We start from the raw sequence: 20,541 nt of genomic DNA, 5'->3' as shown, positions 1-20,541 counted from the left end.
CTATCCGCATCAAATGCTAACTTACGACCCATATGCCTTTCTCAATGAATGTACTAATAAAAACTAATTATAGATTATTCTTGACCGGTCGTTTAGAAAAAAATACCATTCTAAACGATCAGTTAGAAAAATTACTAAATCCCGACCAATAACGAATAAGGAAAAACCCTATGAAAATATATGAGATGAGAATCGCACCGAACCCGCGCAGAGTCCGAATTTTCTTAGCTGAAAAAGGGATTACGGACATAGAGTTCATTGAGATCGACCTTCAAAAAGGAGAAAACCTAAACTCAGAATTCAAACAAAAAAATCCATTGGCTAAAGTTCCGGTTCTAGAGCTCGATAATGGCCAAACAATTTCTGAGTCCGTCGCCATCTGTCGATACTTTGAAGAGCTATATCCAGAGAAGCCTCTAATGGGTGAAACTGCTTTCGAAAAGGCTCAAATAGAAATGTGGCAACGTTGGGCGGAGTTTTACTTTCTGATGCCAACAGGTATGTGCTTTCAACACTCAAGCGGCTACTTTAAAGACAGAATGAATCCAATTAAGGAATGGGGAGCCGAGTGTGCCACTCATGTTAGAAAATTTATGACACACCTGAATAAGCATTTAGAGCACAATACATTTCTTGCCGGTGACACATTCAGCATTGCTGATATTACCGCACTCTGCACAATGGACTTTAATCGAGTGAATCAGATATCTATAGACAAAGAACAAGTTCACCTTCTGCGCTGGTATAAAGAAGTTTCCTCTCGCCCATCGGCTAAAGCCTAGGTACATATATGATTGATCTATATACATCACCAACCCCTAACGGACACAAGATTAGCATTGCGTTAGAGGAAATGAATATTCCTTACAAAGTAATCACTGTTGACCTATCTAAGGGTGAACAAAAAACGCCCGAGTATATCGCTATTAACCCGAATGGGCGAATACCGGCGATTATTGATCACGACAACGAAGGTTTTACTCTTTTCGAATCGGGGGCCATCCTGATCTACCTAGCCGAAAAGTCGGGAAATTTTTACGCACATACACCTAACGAGCGCGCGCTTATAAATCAGTGGCTAATGTTCCAAATGGGCGGAATTGGTCCAATGATGGGGCAAGCAAATGTTTTCTTTCGCTACTTTCCAGAAAAAATCCCCGCAGCTATTGACCGTTATCATAACGAGGTAAAGCGTTTGTTTGGAGTACTTGACTCTCACTTAAGTGAACATGAGTACCTGGTAAACAATTACAGCATTGCAGATATCGCAAACTGGGCTTGGGTTCGAACCCACAACTGGTCGGGTGTTGAAATCGATAGCTATCCAAACTTGGAAAGGTGGGTAAAAGCAATATACGAACGGCCGGCAGCATTAAGAGCCATTGATACGCCAAAGCGCCCTCGCTCAGAAAAAGTCGTTGCTAGTGGGCAAAAGATAATCGTTACCTGACAGACAGCGCTAATCAATTAAAAAGCGGGGAGCAGTGTGCTTCCTTGCGCACTACTCCCCGCTACCCAAGCTGAAGTCTTGCTGACCTCTTGGTAGGTTGATAAACCCTCATCACAGATGCTCATCCTTGAGCCCTACCCGCTTGTTCACGAAGTTAACAGCCAAATGCCACTGAAAGAATAATAATACTCGCTAAGCAGCATCCCTCGACTCCTCATGATAGATAAGGCTAGTTCGCTAGCATAAACTCTTCCGCGGCGTATCCCTTGCGTAAGGCAAAGCTAAATCCCTTTACTGCGTGAAGAACGTCTTATCTGGAACTAATGTTATAAGCAATTTTTGGGTGTGAATAGTTGTAGCTACAACCTTTTCAAAAAAATAGTCTAGTGATACTGAAATAACTTGGCCAGTACGCGGAAGGCCTTATCATTTGGAACAGAGCATATACTGAGCTTGTTATATATCGCCAATTTCTTTTTATTAATAGCTTGCTGGGAGATTCCCTTCATTTCAGATAATTGATTAACATCGTAAATTAACAGTTCTCTAGCAAGCTCCTGATCAGAGGAGCTGAGCTGTGCAAAAGGACTATCCCCCTCAATAAACGTATCCCCCTGGGCTGCGGATATAATCGCACTCCAACAAGGAGCGAAGCCCTTATTTTTATCCAAAACGGCATAACACCCCAGGCGCATCATTTTTGCTGCGCTCAAGTTATAAGAGTTTGGACTGGTTAGGATAATCACCTGGCCTTTGAACTGTCTACCGAGCCAGCCAACCAAAGCCCAATAATCAACCCCTGGGATTCCTGCATCGACGAGAAGAATGCTCTCGCTTCCCGCTAATAGAAGCTGCTGTTCAAGCTCAGGAGATATTTGGTTGAACGTCTCAAATTCGCACCCCAGCAATACATCTAGAGATATTCTTAGCGTATCGAGCAAGACCTGATCGGTAGAGATTACCTTAACGTGCACCTTCACTCCTAACAAACCAGACAAAGCGAATAGGTTTCGTCATAACTAATTTCTGCTCGTAGATTTGACGCCTTCGCCAACATGAAAAACTCTAGTTTTAAGCAAGCTAATTCTGCACCACGCTCAACACTTGATAGTAAGGGGTTAAAGTAATCGTTATATGTAAATCGCCCTCCAAGATCAAAGTGAATACACTCTCTTTGAGGCTGAACCATGTCTTTAATGTCATAACCTAAAATGGAGTAATAATCTTTAAGGGTCGCAAGCATCAACACCATTGCAGCCTCATTACTTTCAATATTGCGATCAAATCGTTTTTCGCTCTTGATACCGAACTGACGCAGCAACTTAGACAAACGAAAATTACTATTCATCGCTGTCTCAACTTCTCTAGCATAAACTCTTTTAACTGCCGCTATTATTCTCTGGCTTAGAAAACGCTTGAATTGCTCGCTATCCCGAATACATACCTCGTCCATATAACGCTTGGAGTGCAGCCAACCTCGCTCACATACAGCCAAATACTCTGCTGGAAATAACACCAATTGTTCTCGATGCTGTTTGCTTAATTGCGCTTTTTCAATCCCCTTTTTCAGAACAGCCAAGCGGTCATCTATAACCTGCTGAATACAGCTATTCTCACTCAAAAGCTCCTCACAGGCTTTACTCAATAAGCAGCTCAACACAGCATCCAGCTCCAGATTTTTTGGAGTCTTTGATAAGAGTTCACCGCTATCGATAAAGCTACTAGTCGAAACAACCTTGATATGAGGCCAACGCTGATCAGCTTCGTTTAAAAATGAATATGCCGAAAAGCTGGCGCTCTCCTCATCCATCACAACCAGAAAATAATCAGCGGGTTTATGTTCCAAAAAGGAAATAGCTGATTGAATAGAGTTTGCACTTTGTATACGCAGGCCTTTAAATTTAGCTACACGTCGCGCAGAAGAACATGCTAAAGAATCATCACTAACAAACAAGAAGGCTTTGTCTAATTGCAAGCGGGTCGAATTCCATGTCATCACTTAAATCCTTTTATGATCACTGACTACTAACCGAACAAACTTATCACAGGTGCCGAGACAAGAAAGCCCGACCATATAATTAAAGGGTCACGGGTCACATTCACCTTATAAGCATATTCCATCGGAATCCAGACCGAAGGTCAACCACTATTTACATTGCTATTTGAATTAAACCTTCTACCAACAAAATATAGAATAGGTATATTACCCACAGCCCAAACAAAAAAAGCAGGCTAAGCCTGCTTTTTCTTAAACAAAATGGGAAAACCTAAAGAGTTAACGCGTACCGTAAACCACCATAGTTTTACCCTTAACCTGAACTAATCCCTGATCCTCAAGGGTCTTGAGTACACGTCCAACCATTTCACGAGAACAGCCAACTATTCGCCCTATTTCTTGACGCGTAATCTTAATTTGCATGCCGTCTGGATGAGTCATCGCATCAGGTTCTTTACATAAATCCAGTAAAGTGCGTGCAACACGACCCGTTACATCAAGAAATGCTAAGTCACCCACCTTACGCGTTGTCTGTCGCAAACGACTCGCCATTTGCTCACCAATAAAATACAAAATACGCGAGTCTTGAGACGATATTTCCCGGAACTTGTTGTAGCTGATCTCAGCAACTTCACACTCGGTTTTGGCTTTAACCCAGGCACTTCGAGAGTCCAGATTATCAAACAAGCCCATCTCACCGAAGAAATCACCGGCATTCAAATAAGCCATGATCATCTCACGACCATCATCATCTTCAATGATTACCGTTACCGAGCCTTTAATAATATAAAATAAGGAATCACTTTTATCGCCGGCGTAAATGATTGTACTTTTACTAGGGTATTTTCTACGATGACATTGCGATAGAAAGAAATCGAGGTGCTTTGTTTTACTTTCTATCGGTTTGAGTATTGTGGACATTCTAATTTACCTTTTTATTTGCTTACTTATCGTCAAGCGTTACTTCCTGTAATAGGCCAAAACTGAATCTTTATTCACTTTTTATCAGCAAAAACCGTAGCTTAGCCTACTATAATTCAGCTCAAGCACAAGGTTTTTCAATTCCTTTTTCGTAATAACCTTAAGTAACTCTTTGATACTTTTAAAAAGTATAGATCAAAAAAACAATTCCACAGTGATTATTAATTAGGGATTTATGTTACTCTGCATCATCATTTTGTAACATACACACTAGAGCAAGTGACATTCGAGGAACCAACAGTCCTCTACTCGCTTTTTTAAGTACTTCTTCGACGCAATTTCGCTAATTCAATTCTCATTACGAATACTCATTAGGTACACACATGAACGTAACAATTAATTGGGGCGGTGACGCCAAATTTGTAGGTCAATCAGGCTCAGGTCATGAAATAGTAATGGATGGCCCTCCTGACCATGGCGGAAAAAACCAAGGCCCTCGACCTATGGAAATGCTGCTACTAGGTTTGGGTGGCTGCACATCATTTGACGTCATGAGCATTCTGCAAAAATCCCGTCAAAACGTAACTGACTGCCAAGCAATTATCGACGCAGAACGTGCCGACGAAGTCCCCAGTGTTTTTACCAAGATCAGCATCCACTTCATTGTCAGTGGTGAGCAGCTTAAAGAAAGCCAAGTAAAAAGAGCCGTTTCTCTCTCTGCTGAAAAGTATTGCTCTGCTTCGATTATGCTTGAGAAAGGCGGTGTGGAAATCGCTCACAGCTATGAGATAAAAGAAGCCTGAGCCATAGTTCTTGAATATATAGAGCGAATTAAACTCACTAATTCGCTCTATGCCTCTTGCTATAAATCGATATAAGCAGAGACGGAAGAGCCCTGAACAAAATCGACCTTCAAGTGCTTCATTTTTTGCAGACAGATGGCTGTGTCAACGGCATTAGCCAAGACTTTCTTACCTAAATAGTGAGCGATTTCTATAATCGAATCCGCCGCCTTTTCATCACCTTCGGCTTGATTCAGCTCTTCCATAAACGACTCATCAATTTTGATCATATCGAAAGGCAACGCTTTGAGAAAGGCAAACGGAGACCGCTCTGAGCCAAAGTGATCGAGACAAAATTTGAAGCCTTCCGCTTTTAATTGGTTCATATAAGCCACCGCAGAGTGAATATCTTCAATCGCTGCGCAGTCATATAGATCAAAACATACTTTTCTAGCGGGAATTTTCCCTGCTCTGGAAAGAGAAAGCATTTGTTCAGTAAACTCTTCATCGCATAAAGAGTAACCACTAATCTGCACTCGGACATAGTTCTCATCATCTAAAACAGGGTGCTGATGTGCCTGCAAGGCTATCAGCTGCGCAATCCACCATGCATCCAGCTCTTTGGCATCTTCATCGCCACTGACCTCAAAAGGCGATTGCCCCCCCTCAACAAAGCACAACAGGTTCACGTGATTCTGTAATACGCTATTGCTGCTCGACGCATCGGCCTCACTCTCAGTATTGTTTAAACACTCCACAACCTGCATCTTCAGCTCAAGCGTCAGCGCACTAAAATCTATATCTTCAGGTAAAATGTTTTCTGACTCGTCAATATATAAAGTCGGGATATTGTCTGAATTGGCGACAGGCTCTGGTTCATTAACACGAACGCCATCCGAGGCAAACTCGTCTTCAAGCTCATTTCGATACTCTGAATCTGATCCATCGACACCCTCATCACTTTGATGTATTCGGGCAAAGCTCTCTTCAATTAACTCTAATGCAGCACGAATCATTGACTCTGGGTTATAAAACCCCATATGCGCCTTACTTTCACCAATCAACACTGACAATGCAGTCTCTTCAGACTCACATAGAGTCTCCAGCGTATCCTGGCACCGCAAACCTAAAAACTCTTCGCCATGGTCAACCGTAAATAAGACGAAGTCAGAATCATTAACCCGCCCTAAAACACCACCACCAAGCATACCACTCAATTGACCTGCAACATCCTTAGCGAAACTCGGCTCCAAACTTGCTGCATCATCTGTTTTGGTATCGTAAAAACGAATATAGAGTAAGTAACACTCTGCAGTTCGCTTGCCTTTCTTCATCAAGGTTCTAACCTGACGACAAAACTCTGATTTACGTATTAGGCCTGAACCTTCGTCATAATTCGACTCATACGCTATCTTGTCGTAAACCTCGGCAACCATATTGTCGAGGCTCTGGTTAACCATGGGTAGTTCATAATCAAAATCCAGAGATATTCGCCGGTCTCTTAGGTACGTCGCAAACTTTAGTAAGCCCAGCTCAATAACTTTCATACCCTGATGGTTTACACATACGAACTTGCTATAGCCTTTCGCTATCCAGACCAAGCGCATGTATTGCGGTTCCTTTCCTTCTCGCTCAAGTTGCAGCCAAGTACCCGTTTCAATAGATTTTGCTTTTAGAATCCAGGTTTTGAGCTCTTGAGACTTAGTAAGGTTTCGTTGCACCAAGTCATCTTCAGTCTCTGGCAGGTCTTGTAACTTAGCTTGCACCATATTATGGCAACCACGTGGCGCATTTTGAATAAGATGCTTTAACGACTCTCTTACAGTGCCAGACGCTTCATTCGTTCCCGATACCTGTTTCAGACCTTCTTGAATAACAGGAATAATTTTCTTAGCATCAACGGGGATTTCAGGATTGTCTCCAAAAGCAATTAGACGATCAAGAACCGATAAATAAGTATGCCACTGCTCACTATCTTCACCATATTTTATATGGGTGAGGTTCAGCAGTTCCTTCCAGCCATTTTCAACCAACACACTAACGGCTGATGGAACCTGCTTTCCAGCAAAACGTTGATTAAGTGCTGTTGCAACCGCAACCTTGGCCTCATCAACCTTATGCACACCATCAGCAGCGGCTGCCACTCGCTCTACATTCTTAACATATAGCTTGTTTTGCTTCTCGATCAATTGGTCCAATTCTGCCAGGACGCTATCGAATATTTCAGTATCTTGTTCAAACTGCTCAACAATCTGCTCTACTAATTCTGACACCTTTCGCCGGCTTGCAGGGTTCAAGGTAACACCTTTTGCGCCAAGCTGAGCAATACGGTTCATAACAGCTCTGACGGAGCTATTATGATCTTCAAAGAAACGCTCATCTTTCAGTAGCACTTTCAGTACTGGTACTTCAAGTTTAAGTAGGTGCTGTTTTGCTTCAGAACTAATACGGGGGTTATTCCGCATACTGTAAAAAAAGCGATCTACGACATCGATAGCAACCTTCTGTTGCTCATCGAGTGCTTTTTCAGTTCCCTGCTGTTTGAAGCTCTCCTCTACTCGGGACATCAAGCTAGGGCGTTCTTCCAGCTTGTCAGCATCACTAGCACCTTGAAGCTCAGCAAGGCCTTCGGTGAACTCTCCTTGCGAGTAATTCTCTAGTGGAGCGCTGGCCTCACCTAAGCGCTGACTCTGTTCAGCTGATTTTTTCCGCAAAGATCGCATCAAACCCACAACATTATTTAGCGCACTTTGCACTTCTGCCTGATTTTGTTGGAATGGACTATCGCCACCCATTTGATTTGCTTGACCGGATAGTGTTCCTAGACCTGGAGCCGCACCTGAAGGAGAGCTTGCGGACTGAAAAGGCGGCGCTGTTAATGCAGCGCTTTGAGTATCAGCTTGCCCGGTTCCACCACCAAGAGATTCGATAAAGGAAGAACGCTGCTCTTCTAACGGGGCACTTGGCGCTCCCAAGGCATCTTGGTTTTGTTGAGTTTCAGCGGAGGTAGCTAAACTTGCTTGGCTTTCTAAACTGGCTGCCATAGGGGACGCTTCCGGCACATAGCCTGGCCTTCCCGCCACACCAGGCCCACCTGCAGAACCACCCTGAGCTGAATTTTCTTGCTCTTGCGGTCTTTTCTCCTGAGAGGGCTCTGGTTTTGATCGCTTAGGTTTAGCTTCTGCACGTGACTTGACTGCCTTAGCCAGATCCATATTCGGTAGAATATTATGGTTAACCAAAATCTGGTTTAAACCTAAATACAAACTATCAAGCGACGTCATTACCTGCTTTTCAAACACCTTGAAAACCAGTTTCTCTAGTGCCCCACCCAAGCGCAGAGGTATAACGGCGGCATGAAAAGCACTCACCAACAATGCTGGGCCAAAAACACTTTGGTGATGGTTTTTATCACCAATTCCTACCGCATCCAAACGGACTTTAAGAGGTAATAATTCGGCACGATATTGAGTTTCACATTTGGTAATCAAGACCCTTGAAGTCAACCAGTCTTCAAAGTCACCTTTATCGACAAGCGATAGGGTATCGCTCATTTTTGTAGACATATCCAGATGCTCTTGATATGCCCCTAAAGGATCTTGCACTCCAATTGAAAAACCAGCTTGCAGTTCACGCTGACTCTTCTCTACTTTCTCAGCAGCGGCCATTAGCTCATTGGCTTTTTGGTCACTTTGGGCCTGTATTGAAGCTTGCTTTATTTCCTCAATTAAAACTGGCCAAAGGTCTGTCATTAAGGGAAGTGTCGTGCTATGAATCCTTTCTATACACTCCTCAACAATCTTTTTGCTCTCTTCGCTTGGTGCCGAACGTGCACCCTGGTTCATAGCAACCAAAGCACGGATAGCTTGAGGTTTACGCTCAGTAAAGCGAATACCAAAAGCTCCTGTCATCATATGTGCGAGATGCGCACCGATGTGAAACTCTTTACCACGCAAGTCCTTAAAAGAAAGGTCCAGTAAATCTTCTTTTCTAAGTATGGCCAAAAAGTCGATATACTCACGATCAAATTTGAGAAACATACCGTCAGGGCAATAGTCTGCAATCACACAAGGAACATGGTGGGTTTTACCTAAGTGCAGTATTGCCTCATGATGAATCGGTCGACGAATACTTGAGCGACGTTCCTGACTCTTGTTCATTGCGTAATCCGCTGTTGTTGAGTTCGATTAATATGGTCCATGAATAGTCTAAATCTGTTTCATCAATACTTTTGCATTGCGGCTAGAGTTATAGTTTTTCCCGCCAGGCAAGTGCTCTGAAGAACTCAAGCCGAAGCCCCGTTCTTTAAACCATTGTTCAGTCTTAGTTGTTAACACAAATAAACGGGATAAGCCTAGAGACCTTGCTCTATCTGTTACAGCTTCTAACAAACGATCTCCACGGCCTTTTTGTCGATAATCCGGATCGACCGCGAAACACGAGAGTTCACCGGCCTTGTCTTCAGTAAAAGGATATAAACCAACACAAGCTATGATCGCGTTGTCACGAGCCTCAACCAGAAAATAATCTAATTCCGTCTCAAGTAGCTCTCGTGAGCGTCTAACCAAATAGCCTTGCTCTTCAAGAGGACGAATCAGGTTCAAAATACCGTTCGTATCTTCCAGTCTCGCTGGCCTTATTTGGTCAAAGACTTCGACACTAACCATTGTGCCATGACCATCTCGGGTAAATAACTCTTCAAGCAAAGCACCATCATGAGCATAACCAAGCAAGTGAGCTCTAGTCACACCAGCCTGGCAAGCTATCGCAGCGGAATATAGCAAATTCAAGGGAGTACCCGCGTCAATTAGCTCAGTACCAGCACGTTTTGTGTCGACAAGAGACAAGGCCTCTTCAGCCGTCAGCTGCTTTACTGCTGTGCCTTTTTCTGTCGAAATAGGGCTTTCACTACCTAGAAATATCAGCTTATCTGCTTGTAGCCTTACCGCTAAGTCCCCTGCGAGCTCTTCGTAGCTTAAATTGAAAATATCACCACTCATAGAGTACCCAGTTGCAGGAATCAAAACGATTGAGCTTGACTCTAAGCTCTGGGTAATAGCCTCGACTTCAATCTTCCTGACATGCCCCGTATGGCCCATATCGACACCTCGACTCACACCATGAGGCTTTGCCATAACAAAATTGCCACTGACTACTCGAATTTTAGCCCCGTGCATTGGCGAATTCACAACCCCCATAGAGAGGCGAGCCTCGAGCTCCGAACGAAGTCTTCCGTAGGCTTTAAGCACCGCAGGCATCATTCTTTCTTCCGTTACACGAAGGCCCAAGTGAAATTTTGAACGTATCCCCCGGTCGGCAAGCTCCTCATCTATTTGCGGACGAGCCCCAAAAACAATAGCCAAGCGAATACCCAAGCTATTTAGCAAACTAATATCATTGATAATATTCGCCAGATTATGGTTTGCTAGCGCTTCTCCGCTTAGGGCGAGCACAAAAACCTGATTACGGTGAGCATTTATATAGGGGGAAGCATTTCTAAACCAGCTCACCCACTCTTTCATTTCAGTCATCTATTTATGAATACCTGAGTTGGCAGCGTATTAGCGCCAAACTTCGACGAGTTCTATTTTCTCATTAGCAAAAAAGTAATCTGCAGTCCCACCGCCAAAAATAAGCGTCACTTCAATTTTTTGTTCGTCAGCAGATTTCAACAAGCCCTGGTAGGTTTTGCCATCCTTGAGTTCAATTCTTACTTTACGGTCGACGAATTCGGATAAAACCATAATATCAGTTGGCTGATAGCGTAAATTACTCAAAACCACTGTCGCCTGACCGCTGCTCTCTGGTTTTTTAGGTTTCTCTTCAAGCACTGGCTCAGGCCGATAATAACTGCCATCTAAAAACAGCTGCAACGATTGACTCATTTTGCCGTTGATATTTGCACTTATTGCTAGACTAGACACTAGTTCCTGATCATAAAGTCGTTCTAACTCTCCCAACCTTATCGGCACAGGAGGTTCAACTTTTAACTTCAAGACACCGCCTTGCAACAATTTATCACGATATAAATCTTCGACAGCCTCATTTGCCAGCATTCCTATCCCCGCCATACCTATTCGCCAAGCTTGAGAAGCATGTTTTGCATAGGCCTCAGGCTCTAAGCCACTCTCTTCCGTGCATAAGTTCACCATACGACGAGCATAGCCCGCATCTAAATGACTCATTTCTAGGTTATGAATATTTATTGCTGACACATTTCCCGTTTCAATTACGGTATTAAGCCCTTCCAAATCCAGACTTAGGGCCAACTCTAACTTTCCGATCTTATCGATGTCTATCGACAGCGTAATCATATCTTTGCCGCGGGCTTGCTCATAATAGATGCGACCCGAAGCCGATAGCTCTTCTATCCCCATGGCTTTTAAAGCTGAGAAATCCAGAGATGAACGATCTCCGCAAGCAAACAAGCTCATTGGAACCAACACCTTATCGCCAATAAACAGAGCCATCCATTCATCAAGACCGCGCCCCTTAAAAGGCATTCGCAAGCCAGAGTAGCTCATTGAAATCGGAGCAGTCAATTTGCCTACTTTTAAGCTAGGCAAGGCTGTCATCATTGAAGATGCATTGCCTAAACCGAGCGTAAGTTTGTCTATATTAATCGGACGCTTCAAACTAAAAGGCGTTAAAACAAGTCCCTCAAAATGGATATTCCCTTCAAAGTCAACCGATAGCCAGGAATAGCTTAACGAAAGGCTTTTACTATGCTCTTGTTTAAAACTTTCTATAAACTGCATCGCAGAGTACGTGGCATAGGCCTTGATGCCTGCTACAAGGAGCAGCCCAAGAATCAATAAAGCCCCTAACTTCTTAATCATTTCTTATGTTCCAAGTAACTTATCCAACTTCGTATACAAACTATAGCAAATATTCTAAGAATTTAACTTTATCTTCAGATATTTAGGTCTAAGCTAAAATCTATAAGCTGTAGGCAATTAATGGGTTAATCACTGCCAATTCAGCATTTCACCATTTATATAGCTAAAGTCGAAGTTAGACCCTTACCATGAAGCACTCAGATGATGTATCCAGAGCAGTAGACCTTCTGAAAAAAACGCTGCCGGAAATGAACAAACGAAATATCGCTACTACGCCTAATAATTATGCGATTTGGTATGAGTTCGTCGTGGGTGACAACCCGGAACTTAGCAAAGCAATTCAAGAACTGGATGCTAAGAAGACAAGCTATACCACGGAAACCCTTCAATCACTCTATGAGAAATATATTTCAGACGCCCACGAAGCTGCAGTCAATAAGCTGAGCAATAGTGTTAAAGAAATTATTCATAACTTTCTCAACAAAGTTAATAAGGAGGGTCACGGACTAACTGATTACGCGCAGACCTTATCGTCGTTTTCTGAGAAAATGGAAGGTGCCAGTGACATCAGTGATATAAAGTCACTCATTAGCCATCTGCTAGATGAAACCAAGAAGCGTGAAAGCGCTACACAGAGTATGCAAACTTCCCTTGAAAGCATGGCGCTTGAAATGAAAAAACTCAGGGCCGAAGTATCAAAGCTTAACTCTGAAGCAACAACAGATTCCCTCACAAAGGTGAACAATCGCCGTGCCTTTGATATGGAGATAGAAAACTTTATTTCTTCCAGCAAAGCCGAGAAGAAACCATTATGCCTACTGTTAATCGACCTGGATGATTTCAAGCGTTTTAATGAACAATTTGGTCATACAATTGGCGACAAAGTTCTTCGTTTTGTCGCGACACTCTTAAAAAACAACATTAAGGGCTGCGACTCGGTTGCTCGGTTTGCTGGCGAACAATTCGCAATTCTACTGCCTGAAACGGCCTGCGAAGGAGCTTACATTGTCGCTGAGAATATTCGTGAGCGCTTATCGAAACAAACTTTATCAGACAGCGCAGAAAAGATTGAACTAGGAACTGTCACAGCTTCGATCGGTGTCGCCGTATACAAGTATGGAGAGAGTGCAGAGCAGCTAATTCGTAAAGCTGATAAGTTCATGCACGAGGCAAAACGTTCAGGAAAGAATAAAGTTGTGGGCGGTTCAAATGTAGGTTCTGACAGCAAAGAGTCATCAAGTACGCTTATTTAAAACAATCAAGCGGCCATAATTACTGACCGCTCAGCACACTAAGTACTAGTCATTAGTAATCAGCGTTCCAACACCTTCATCTGTAAAGATTTCCAAAAGTGTTGAGTGGCTAACTCGACCGTCAATAATGTGCGAACTCTTTACTCCGTTTTTCACAGCCTCTAAAGCGCACTTAATTTTCGGCAACATACCGCCGTATATCGTTCCATCAGCAATCAACTCATCGACCTGAGCAGTTGATAAACCTGTTAACACCTCTCCCGATTTATCCTGCAGACCAGAAATATTTGTCAGTAGAATAAGTTTTTCTGCTGCTACCGCCTCAGCTACTTTTCCAGCAACCAAGTCAGCATTGATATTATAAGACATCCCATCTTCACCGACTCCGATCGGTGCAATAACGGGTATCACATCACTTTTGGTCATCATATCAATAACCGAGGTATCGACCGACTTGACCTGACCAACATGACCGTAATCTATAATTTCTGGTCGATCAACTTCTGGAGTTATTTTATCGACATGAAGTTTAGTTGCCTTGATCAGGTTTGCATCCTTCCCTGTAAGACCTATTGCCTTACCTCCATTGCTGTTAATAAGAGCAACAATTTCCTTATTCACTTTTCCGCCCAAGACCATCTCGACCACATCCATCGTCTGGCTATCGGTGACACGCATACCATCAACGAAGTGGCTTTCAATATTCAAACGCTCAAGCAAGTCACCTATTTGGGGGCCGCCCCCATGCACAACAATCGGATTGATGCCCACCAACTTCATCAACACAACATCTCTTGCAAAGCTGTTCTTTAAGTCTTCGTTCTCCATGGCGTTGCCACCATACTTAATCACCAAGGTTTTACCTGAAAAGCGCTGAATATAAGGCAGTGCTTTGCTTAATACTGAAGCCACCTGGCCAGCAGATTCTCTTGTTAAACTCATATTTTTCCTAACAAACAATAAAGGTCAGAATGGTTGACCTAAAAATTACATTCAATTGATGGATCGACTATCTGAAGCTGCGTCCTAAATATCGACTTCACTTCTTCTAAAGCTGCCTCATTATCAGCCTCGAACCTCAGAACCAATACGGGAGTGGTATTGGATGCACGACATAAACCCCAGGCATTTGGGTATTCGACTCGTAAACCATCTATCGTGGAAATATTTCCACCAACAAACTGGTCTTTCAAAGCACACAGACTTTCAACGATCATAAATTTAGACTCATCTGTCACACTGATATTTATCTCAGGCGTACTTAAGTCTTCAGGAAAATCGGCAAATACTTCTTCAGAAGAGCGATCTTCAATACCCAAGACTTCTAATAAACGAGCGGCAGCATAGAGACCGTCATCGAAGCCAAACCAACGCTCTTTGAAGAATACATGACCACTCATTTCACCAGCAAGTAATGCCCCGGTTTCTCTCATTTTAGCTTTCATATAAGAGTGTCCGCTCTTCCACATTACCGGGCGACCGCCATAACTGCTAATCAAACCATTAAGGCGTCGAGAGCATTTAACATCAAATAAGATATCTGCTCCCGGGTTACGGGAGACAACGTCTTTGGCGAACAACATCAACAAACGATCAGGCCAAATAATCTTACCTGTATTGGTTACAACGCCCAAACGATCTGCATCGCCGTCGAAGGCTAAACCGATATCCGCATCATGCTCTTGCACTGCGGCAATCAAGTCTCTGAGATTGTCTGGGTTACTAGGGTCAGGGTGATGATTAGGAAAACTACCATCAACCTCACAATGCAATGGAATAACTTCACAACCAAGTTCTTCAATTAGTTGTGGCGCAACCTTCCCGCCCACGCCGTTACCCGCATCCAATACAACTTTTAAAGGCGCAGCAACAGCAATATCATTTAGAATTGTGTCCATGTACTCTTGGGTCACATCGCTATCTGTACATGAACCTTCTCCATGCTCAAAGTCCTGCAACAAGATACGGTTGTAGAGCTTTTGAATATCATCGCCAGCCAAGGTTTTACCATCAAGCATGATCTTAAGGCCGTTATAATTAGCTGGATTATGACTGCCTGTAATCATCACACCACTTCCTGTTTTAAAGTGGTGCGTAGAGAAATATAAAACCGGCGTGGGAACCTGCCCAACATTGACGACATCCAGGCCGGTACTCAAGATCCCGCGGATCAATGAATCCGAGTACGGTACGCTAGAATAACGACCATCAAACCCGACGCATATCGCGTTTTGCCCTTGAAGAAGCGCCTCACTTGCAATAGCTTTACCTATTAACTCTACAAGCCCTTCGTTTAAGGTTTCGTCAACCACACCCCGGATATCATAGGCGCGGAAAATAGTCTGGGGAATATCTATATCCAGACCTTGCACTTCCGAAACCATATCATCTGTATCACCAAGCGCTCCAGAGCCTTCTGCATCATTTAACACATCCAAATCAAGCAAATCATCATCAAACAGAGGCGCATCATCTTCTACGTCATTCGAAACAGGAGCTGTTTTTTTAGACTGCTCTTCTTTTGGCTTATTAGCGGTCTGTTGCACAGACTTCTTCGCACTCGCGGATAAGTGCTTTATGTGTTCAGATACAGCTGACGACATTGCTGTGAACTCTCCAAAGGAGAAGGAGGCACGCCCAGTTTTGCCACCCGAAGCAAGCCCAGCTGCCATTTGACTAACTTGAAGAATATCTTTACGAACACTTAGCATGTTCATCCGAGCGATTAACACTAGCCCAAGAATTAGCACAACACCTACCCCAAGCAAAATAATCATCACCATTATTCGGTCAATCTGTAAGGACTTTCTAGCATCAGGAGCGTAGGTAATTGTGACGCCAGGCACACTGGTAGCACTCTTTAGTTTATTTGCCGAGTTGCCTTTTCCAAAGGATAAGATCGCTCGCCCGGACTGAGATGCCAAAGCCACCTCACCAGCACTTGCCGCCTCACTCTGCTTGAGAGTTGACTCGATGATATTCAACTGAAATATAGCCAGCATAATATCACCAGACAACGCTTGTGATTCACGTTGTTTTACAGGGCTTGCAAACTGAATATACCAAACACCTTCGTTAAAGAAGGGTTCTATTAATAAGCTCTCTTTCTTTAGCGAACGCCTCAGCAAGTCGATACTGGCAAAAGAAAGCGCTGGGTTATTTTGTCGCAAACTTTCTAGCTTGGAACTAGGCACCTGATAAACAGCATCAAGCTCTGCCCAAAAGCTCTTAAGTTGACGACTTGATAAGCCTTCTTCGCCAGAATCTTGTAAAGATATATTGGCTACACTTCGCTTTTTCGCATCTATGTAAGCATTAAAACTTTGAGCCAGAGAGTCTAGACGCTGTTGATCTACCTCTGCATTAAATGCAATTTCATTTTGACGTAGCGAGAACTGGTCAATTAAAAAATACGATACAGTCAAGCCTATCAACACAAGTAAGGCCGGTTGGTATATCCACGATACCAGGCTTTTTCCTACTTTTGTTTTCTTTGAAGATTTGACTTTCTTCGCAGGCTTCTTGGCTGCCGCCTCTTCTTTAGTGCTATCTTTGACAACCGTATCTTTCTTTTTGAACATGCTCAAGCTCTCACTCTATTGTTACTATGCTCTGCCAGTCGAACCAAAACCGCCCTCACCGCGAGCACTTTCCGTAAATTCTTCAACAACCTCAAATTGCGCCTGAACAACCGGCACAAGCACTAACTGCGCAATGCGTTCACCAACCTCAATAACAAAGTTTGAGTTCCCCCGGTTCCAGCAAGAAACCATTAACTGCCCTTGGTAATCTGAGTCGATCAGGCCTACCAAGTTGCCCAAAACAATACCATGTTTATGCCCAAGTCCGGATCGCGGTAATATCATCGCAGCCAGATTCGGATCTTCGATATAAATAGACAACCCTGTAGGTAACAAAACGGTTTCACCAGGAGCCAGCTCTATGCTTTTATCTAAGCAAGCCCTTAAATCTATTCCAGCAGAGCCTTGAGTTGCGTATTCTGGCATGGGGATTTCTGAACCCAAGCGTTCATCCAAGATTTTTACCTGTAGTGTTTGTCGCGTCATTATCAGATCTTCTCAATATTTATTTACTGTCGACATAAGTTTAGATGCTTCTTTCGCTTTGTATATGCGAGTTTCGCTAAGAAGCGCTTCCATCCATTTTTTTTGCTATATCCTTTACTATTTCTTCAGCTAAAGAGGCTTTGGACTGCTTAGCGCAAGCCTTTTCATCTTGCGCAGTAATTATCCATGCCTCATTCTGATCACTGTTAAAGCCTATCTCGGGCTTGGATACATCATTCGCTATAATCATATCCAAGTTCTTACGCTTAAGTTTGTCTCTGGCATAATCCAACACATCATGTGTTTCTGCAGCAAAACCAACGGTAAAAGGACGTGACTTTAATGAGGAAACTGTCGCTACAATATCCGGATTTTGCTCTAAGGTAATAGTCATCGACTCGCCTTCATCAGGCTTCTTCTTTATTTTCTTTGTTTGTATCGTCTGAGGCCTGTAGTCCGCCACCGCTGCACACGCAATGAAAATATTATTTGAACCGCCAAGCTGTGCCAAAACAGTATCCCTCATTTCTACTGCTGACAATACATTCAAACGCTCAACTCCATCGGGCGCGTCAAGTTTTGTCGGGCCAGAAACCAAGGTAACCTTTGCCCCTGCACGAACACAACTTTCAGCAAGTGCATAGCCCATTTTCCCCGAGCTGTGATTACTAATATAGCGGACCGGGTCAAGCGCTTCCTGTGTTGGTCCGGCAGTGATCACTACCTTACGCCCAGCCAATAAGCTAGATGGTTCTTTAGTAATTAATATCTCTAGCGACTCACACAGCTCCGCGGGCTCTAACATTCTGCCAGGACCGACATCCCCACAGGCTTGTTCTCCCTGTGCTGGCCCCAGGATTGTCACTGCAGACCCCAGAGTTTTAGTCAATTCAGAAATATTCCGCCGAGTCAGTGGGTTCAACCACATAGCCTGATTCATTGCAGGCGCCAGGAATACCTGAGCAGTACTAGCCAACAGCAAAGTATTAAGCAAGTCGCCCGCCATACCTTGAGCATATCTCGCTAAAAAGTCAGCTGTGGCTGGAGCAACCAAGATAAGATCTGGCCATTTTGCCAGTTCAATGTGACCCATTCCTGCTTCTGCATCGGAGTCTAACAGTTCAGTTTGGACGGGGTTACCAGACAAAGCCTGCAGGCTAAGTGGGGTAATAAATTGCTGAGCTCCCCTACTCATCACAACACGTACTTGTGCGCCAGCCTTAACGAGCTGCCTGCACAGGTCTGCAGATTTGTAAGCTGCGATACCGCCGGTTATCCCAAGTAATATCTTTTTGCCGCTCAGTTTGGAGCTCATACCTACTTCCCTTCACGATAAAAGCGAAAAGATACCACTCATAGCCCTCGATTTCACGCTAAACCAAGAGTTTATTAGGAGTTCGGCGTCAAGCACTCTCATGCGAACTGCTCACTCTGCATTTTTTACAGGCAAAAAAAAGAGCGCTAAAAAGCGCTCTTTTTCAATAAGCTGATACCACGAGGGTAGCATGCTCATCGAGAGAAATTACATAGGAGTAACGTTCTCAGCTTGTGGACCTTTCTGACCAGTACCAACTGTAAATTCTACAGTCTGACCTTCAGCAAGAGTCTTGAAGCCATCAGATTGAATAGCGCTGAAGTGTACAAACACGTCTGGGCCATTTTCCTGCTCGATGAAACCAAAACCTTTAGATTCGTTGAAAAACTTAACTTTACCAGTAACTCTATCTGACATAATCATATCCTGACTAAAAAACTAAAACATAAAATCGCCGAAAAACTGGATATAACTTATGCTTACCGGGTTGAACACTATTACTAGCAAGTCTAAACACAGAACATAAAAAAATAGCCGGGCTTTCTAGGCTGCCTGCAGTATACTCTATTAAATCTTAAATACAAACCTCATACATAAAGAGTCACAAAAAGTAAACATTCCCTACCGCCTATATTAGCTACTACCTTATGAATAAAAGCAAACGCACTGAAATTTTTACACGCTTACGAAATGAAAACCCATCCCCCGAGACAGAGCTGAACTACAGCTCCCCTTTTGAGTTACTGATAGCTGTCGTCTTATCAGCCCAAGCAACTGACAAAGGTGTAAATAAAGCAACCGATAAACTGTTTCCCATTGCCAATACCCCCGAAACAATTAGAGACTTGGGCCTTGATGGCTTAAAGGCTTATATAAAAACCATTGGCCTGTTTAATGCAAAAGCAGAAAACGTCATTAAAACATGCAACATACTGATAGATAAGCATAATAGTGAGGTCCCACAAACCAGAGAAGAGCTTGAGGCTTTGCCTGGTGTAGGAAGAAAAACTGCAAACGTGGTATTGAACACGGCATTTAAACAAGTTGCCATGGCCGTCGACACGCATATTTTTAGAGTGTCCAATCGGACAAAAATCGCACCCGGTAAGAATGTACTGGAAGTTGAAAAGAAGCTTCTTAAATTTGTTCCCAAAGAGTTCTTATTAGACGCTCACCACTGGCTTATTCTTCACGGACGTTACACATGCGTTGCCAGAAAACCTAAATGCGGCGCCTGCTTAATTGAGGACTTATGCGAATTTAAAGAAAAAACCGGCGAGTAATTACTTACTAGCCGGTTACAATAATTATCCTGAATTAGGGGCTACTGTCGAATACCTTCGATGTTCAGCTCAATTTCTACGTGTGTCGAAGCAGGGCCCAAGTTACGGGTAATACCGTAATCAGCAAGCTTTAAGCTCGTCTTACCGGTGAACCCAGCTCGATAACCACCCCAAGGATCTTTCCCTTCACCCACCTTTTCAACCGGGAAACTAATACTTTTACTTACCCCATGAAGCTCGAAATTCCCCGTTACTATCGCACTATCTTCATCAATCGCCTTAAAGTTCGTACTTTTAAAGGTCGCAAGCGGAAACTTCTTAACATCTAGGAAGTCATCACTTTTTAAATGCTTATCACGTTCAGCATGATTGGAATCAATACTATCAGTTTGAATTGTCACATTAATTGAAGATTTTTCAGGTGCTGCAGCATCATAAGAAAAACTACCGTCAAACTCATTAAAGCGCCCTAAAAGCCAGCTATAACCCAAGTGCTTTATCTTAAAGGAAACAAATGCATGCGCGCCCTTTACATCGATCGCATAATCAGCGGCATTCGCAACACCTACTGGGCCAAGAGTACCAAGCGCCAATAGACCAGATAAAATTAACTTCTTCATATTATTCTCCTAAGT

The 20,541-nt window shown here is 43.3% G+C and carries 17 protein-coding genes; 5 read left to right on the top strand and 12 right to left on the bottom strand.

What is annotated here, in order from left to right:
* Positions 1 to 170: 170 nt before the first annotated feature.
* Positions 171 to 782 (top strand): glutathione S-transferase family protein, encoded by a 612-nt coding sequence (locus tag A3756_RS21160; RefSeq protein WP_068554566.1) that lies wholly within the window; start codon positions 171 to 173, stop codon positions 780 to 782.
* 8 nt (positions 783 to 790) lie between these two features.
* The gene (locus tag A3756_RS21155; protein ID WP_068554564.1) at positions 791 to 1,450 is read left to right on the top strand and encodes a glutathione S-transferase family protein; all 660 of its coding nucleotides are present in this window, start codon (positions 791 to 793) and stop codon (positions 1,448 to 1,450) included.
* A 383-nt stretch (positions 1,451 to 1,833) separates the two neighbouring features.
* Here A3756_RS21155 and A3756_RS21150 read toward each other — a convergent pair whose 3' ends face one another.
* The 3 genes from A3756_RS21150 to crp form a co-directional block, all read right to left on the bottom strand.
* Positions 1,834 to 2,424: a hypothetical protein gene (locus A3756_RS21150; protein WP_068554562.1), complete on the bottom strand. Its 591-nt coding sequence runs from the start codon at positions 2,422 to 2,424 to the stop codon at positions 1,834 to 1,836.
* 8 nt (positions 2,425 to 2,432) lie between these two features.
* On the bottom strand, positions 2,433 to 3,446 hold the full coding sequence (locus A3756_RS21145) for a hypothetical protein (protein WP_068512552.1): 1,014 nt from the start codon (positions 3,444 to 3,446) through the stop codon (positions 2,433 to 2,435).
* 279 nt (positions 3,447 to 3,725) lie between these two features.
* Complete coding sequence (crp, locus tag A3756_RS21140; RefSeq protein ID WP_068512556.1) at positions 3,726 to 4,367, bottom strand: cAMP-activated global transcriptional regulator CRP; 642 nt, start codon at positions 4,365 to 4,367, stop codon at positions 3,726 to 3,728.
* A gap of 383 nt (positions 4,368 to 4,750) precedes the next feature.
* Here crp and A3756_RS21135 point away from each other — a divergent pair, with 383 nt between their 5' ends.
* Complete coding sequence (locus A3756_RS21135; RefSeq protein ID WP_068512558.1) at positions 4,751 to 5,170, top strand: OsmC family protein; 420 nt, start codon at positions 4,751 to 4,753, stop codon at positions 5,168 to 5,170.
* Positions 5,171 to 5,229: 59 nt separating this feature from the next.
* Here A3756_RS21135 and A3756_RS21130 read toward each other — a convergent pair whose 3' ends face one another.
* Genes A3756_RS21130 through A3756_RS21120 form a run of 3 tightly spaced genes read right to left on the bottom strand, consistent with a single transcriptional unit; the run spans position 5,230 to position 11,988 of the window.
* On the bottom strand, positions 5,230 to 9,309 hold the full coding sequence (locus tag A3756_RS21130; RefSeq protein WP_068554560.1) for a DUF1631 family protein: 4,080 nt from the start codon (positions 9,307 to 9,309) through the stop codon (positions 5,230 to 5,232).
* A 48-nt stretch (positions 9,310 to 9,357) separates the two neighbouring features.
* On the bottom strand, positions 9,358 to 10,680 hold the full coding sequence (gene argA, locus A3756_RS21125) for an amino-acid N-acetyltransferase (protein ID WP_197470293.1): 1,323 nt from the start codon (positions 10,678 to 10,680) through the stop codon (positions 9,358 to 9,360).
* 30 nt (positions 10,681 to 10,710) lie between these two features.
* Positions 10,711 to 11,988: an LSM domain-containing protein gene (locus A3756_RS21120; RefSeq protein ID WP_068554558.1), complete on the bottom strand. Its 1,278-nt coding sequence runs from the start codon at positions 11,986 to 11,988 to the stop codon at positions 10,711 to 10,713.
* 188 nt (positions 11,989 to 12,176) lie between these two features.
* Here A3756_RS21120 and A3756_RS21115 point away from each other — a divergent pair, with 188 nt between their 5' ends.
* Positions 12,177 to 13,241 carry a GGDEF domain-containing protein gene (locus tag A3756_RS21115; protein ID WP_068554556.1) on the top strand — a complete coding sequence of 355 codons (1,065 nt, stop codon included), beginning with the start codon at positions 12,177 to 12,179 and terminating at the stop codon, positions 13,239 to 13,241.
* A gap of 45 nt (positions 13,242 to 13,286) precedes the next feature.
* Here A3756_RS21115 and argB read toward each other — a convergent pair whose 3' ends face one another.
* The 5 genes from argB to A3756_RS21090 all read right to left on the bottom strand — a co-directional run bounded on the left by argB (position 13,287) and on the right by A3756_RS21090 (position 19,040).
* Positions 13,287 to 14,183 carry an acetylglutamate kinase gene (argB, locus tag A3756_RS21110; RefSeq protein WP_068512576.1) on the bottom strand — a complete coding sequence of 299 codons (897 nt, stop codon included), beginning with the start codon at positions 14,181 to 14,183 and terminating at the stop codon, positions 13,287 to 13,289.
* A 38-nt stretch (positions 14,184 to 14,221) separates the two neighbouring features.
* Positions 14,222 to 16,822, bottom strand: coding sequence for a phosphomannomutase/phosphoglucomutase (locus A3756_RS29075; RefSeq protein ID WP_082865411.1), 2,601 nt, complete (start codon positions 16,820 to 16,822; stop codon positions 14,222 to 14,224).
* A 24-nt stretch (positions 16,823 to 16,846) separates the two neighbouring features.
* On the bottom strand, positions 16,847 to 17,308 hold the full coding sequence (dut, locus tag A3756_RS21100) for a dUTP diphosphatase (RefSeq protein ID WP_068512582.1): 462 nt from the start codon (positions 17,306 to 17,308) through the stop codon (positions 16,847 to 16,849).
* A gap of 76 nt (positions 17,309 to 17,384) precedes the next feature.
* Positions 17,385 to 18,623: a bifunctional phosphopantothenoylcysteine decarboxylase/phosphopantothenate--cysteine ligase CoaBC gene (gene coaBC / locus A3756_RS21095; protein ID WP_068512586.1), complete on the bottom strand. Its 1,239-nt coding sequence runs from the start codon at positions 18,621 to 18,623 to the stop codon at positions 17,385 to 17,387.
* Positions 18,624 to 18,830: 207 nt separating this feature from the next.
* Complete coding sequence (locus A3756_RS21090) at positions 18,831 to 19,040, bottom strand: cold-shock protein (protein ID WP_068512589.1); 210 nt, start codon at positions 19,038 to 19,040, stop codon at positions 18,831 to 18,833.
* A gap of 230 nt (positions 19,041 to 19,270) precedes the next feature.
* Between A3756_RS21090 and nth the strand changes: the two genes are divergently transcribed.
* Entirely contained in the window at positions 19,271 to 19,906 is a 636-nt protein-coding gene (nth, locus tag A3756_RS21085; RefSeq protein WP_068512591.1) for an endonuclease III, read from the top strand.
* A gap of 41 nt (positions 19,907 to 19,947) precedes the next feature.
* Here the strand turns inward: nth and A3756_RS21080 are convergent, their stop codons facing one another.
* Positions 19,948 to 20,526, bottom strand: coding sequence for a YceI family protein (locus A3756_RS21080; protein ID WP_068554554.1), 579 nt, complete (start codon positions 20,524 to 20,526; stop codon positions 19,948 to 19,950).
* Between the last annotated feature and the right edge of the window lie 15 nt (positions 20,527 to 20,541).

This window comes from Oleiphilus sp. HI0086 (genome assembly GCF_001635225.1).
The sequence above is the reverse complement of the archived record's forward strand: the minus strand, read 5'-3'. Positions and strand labels throughout refer to the sequence as shown.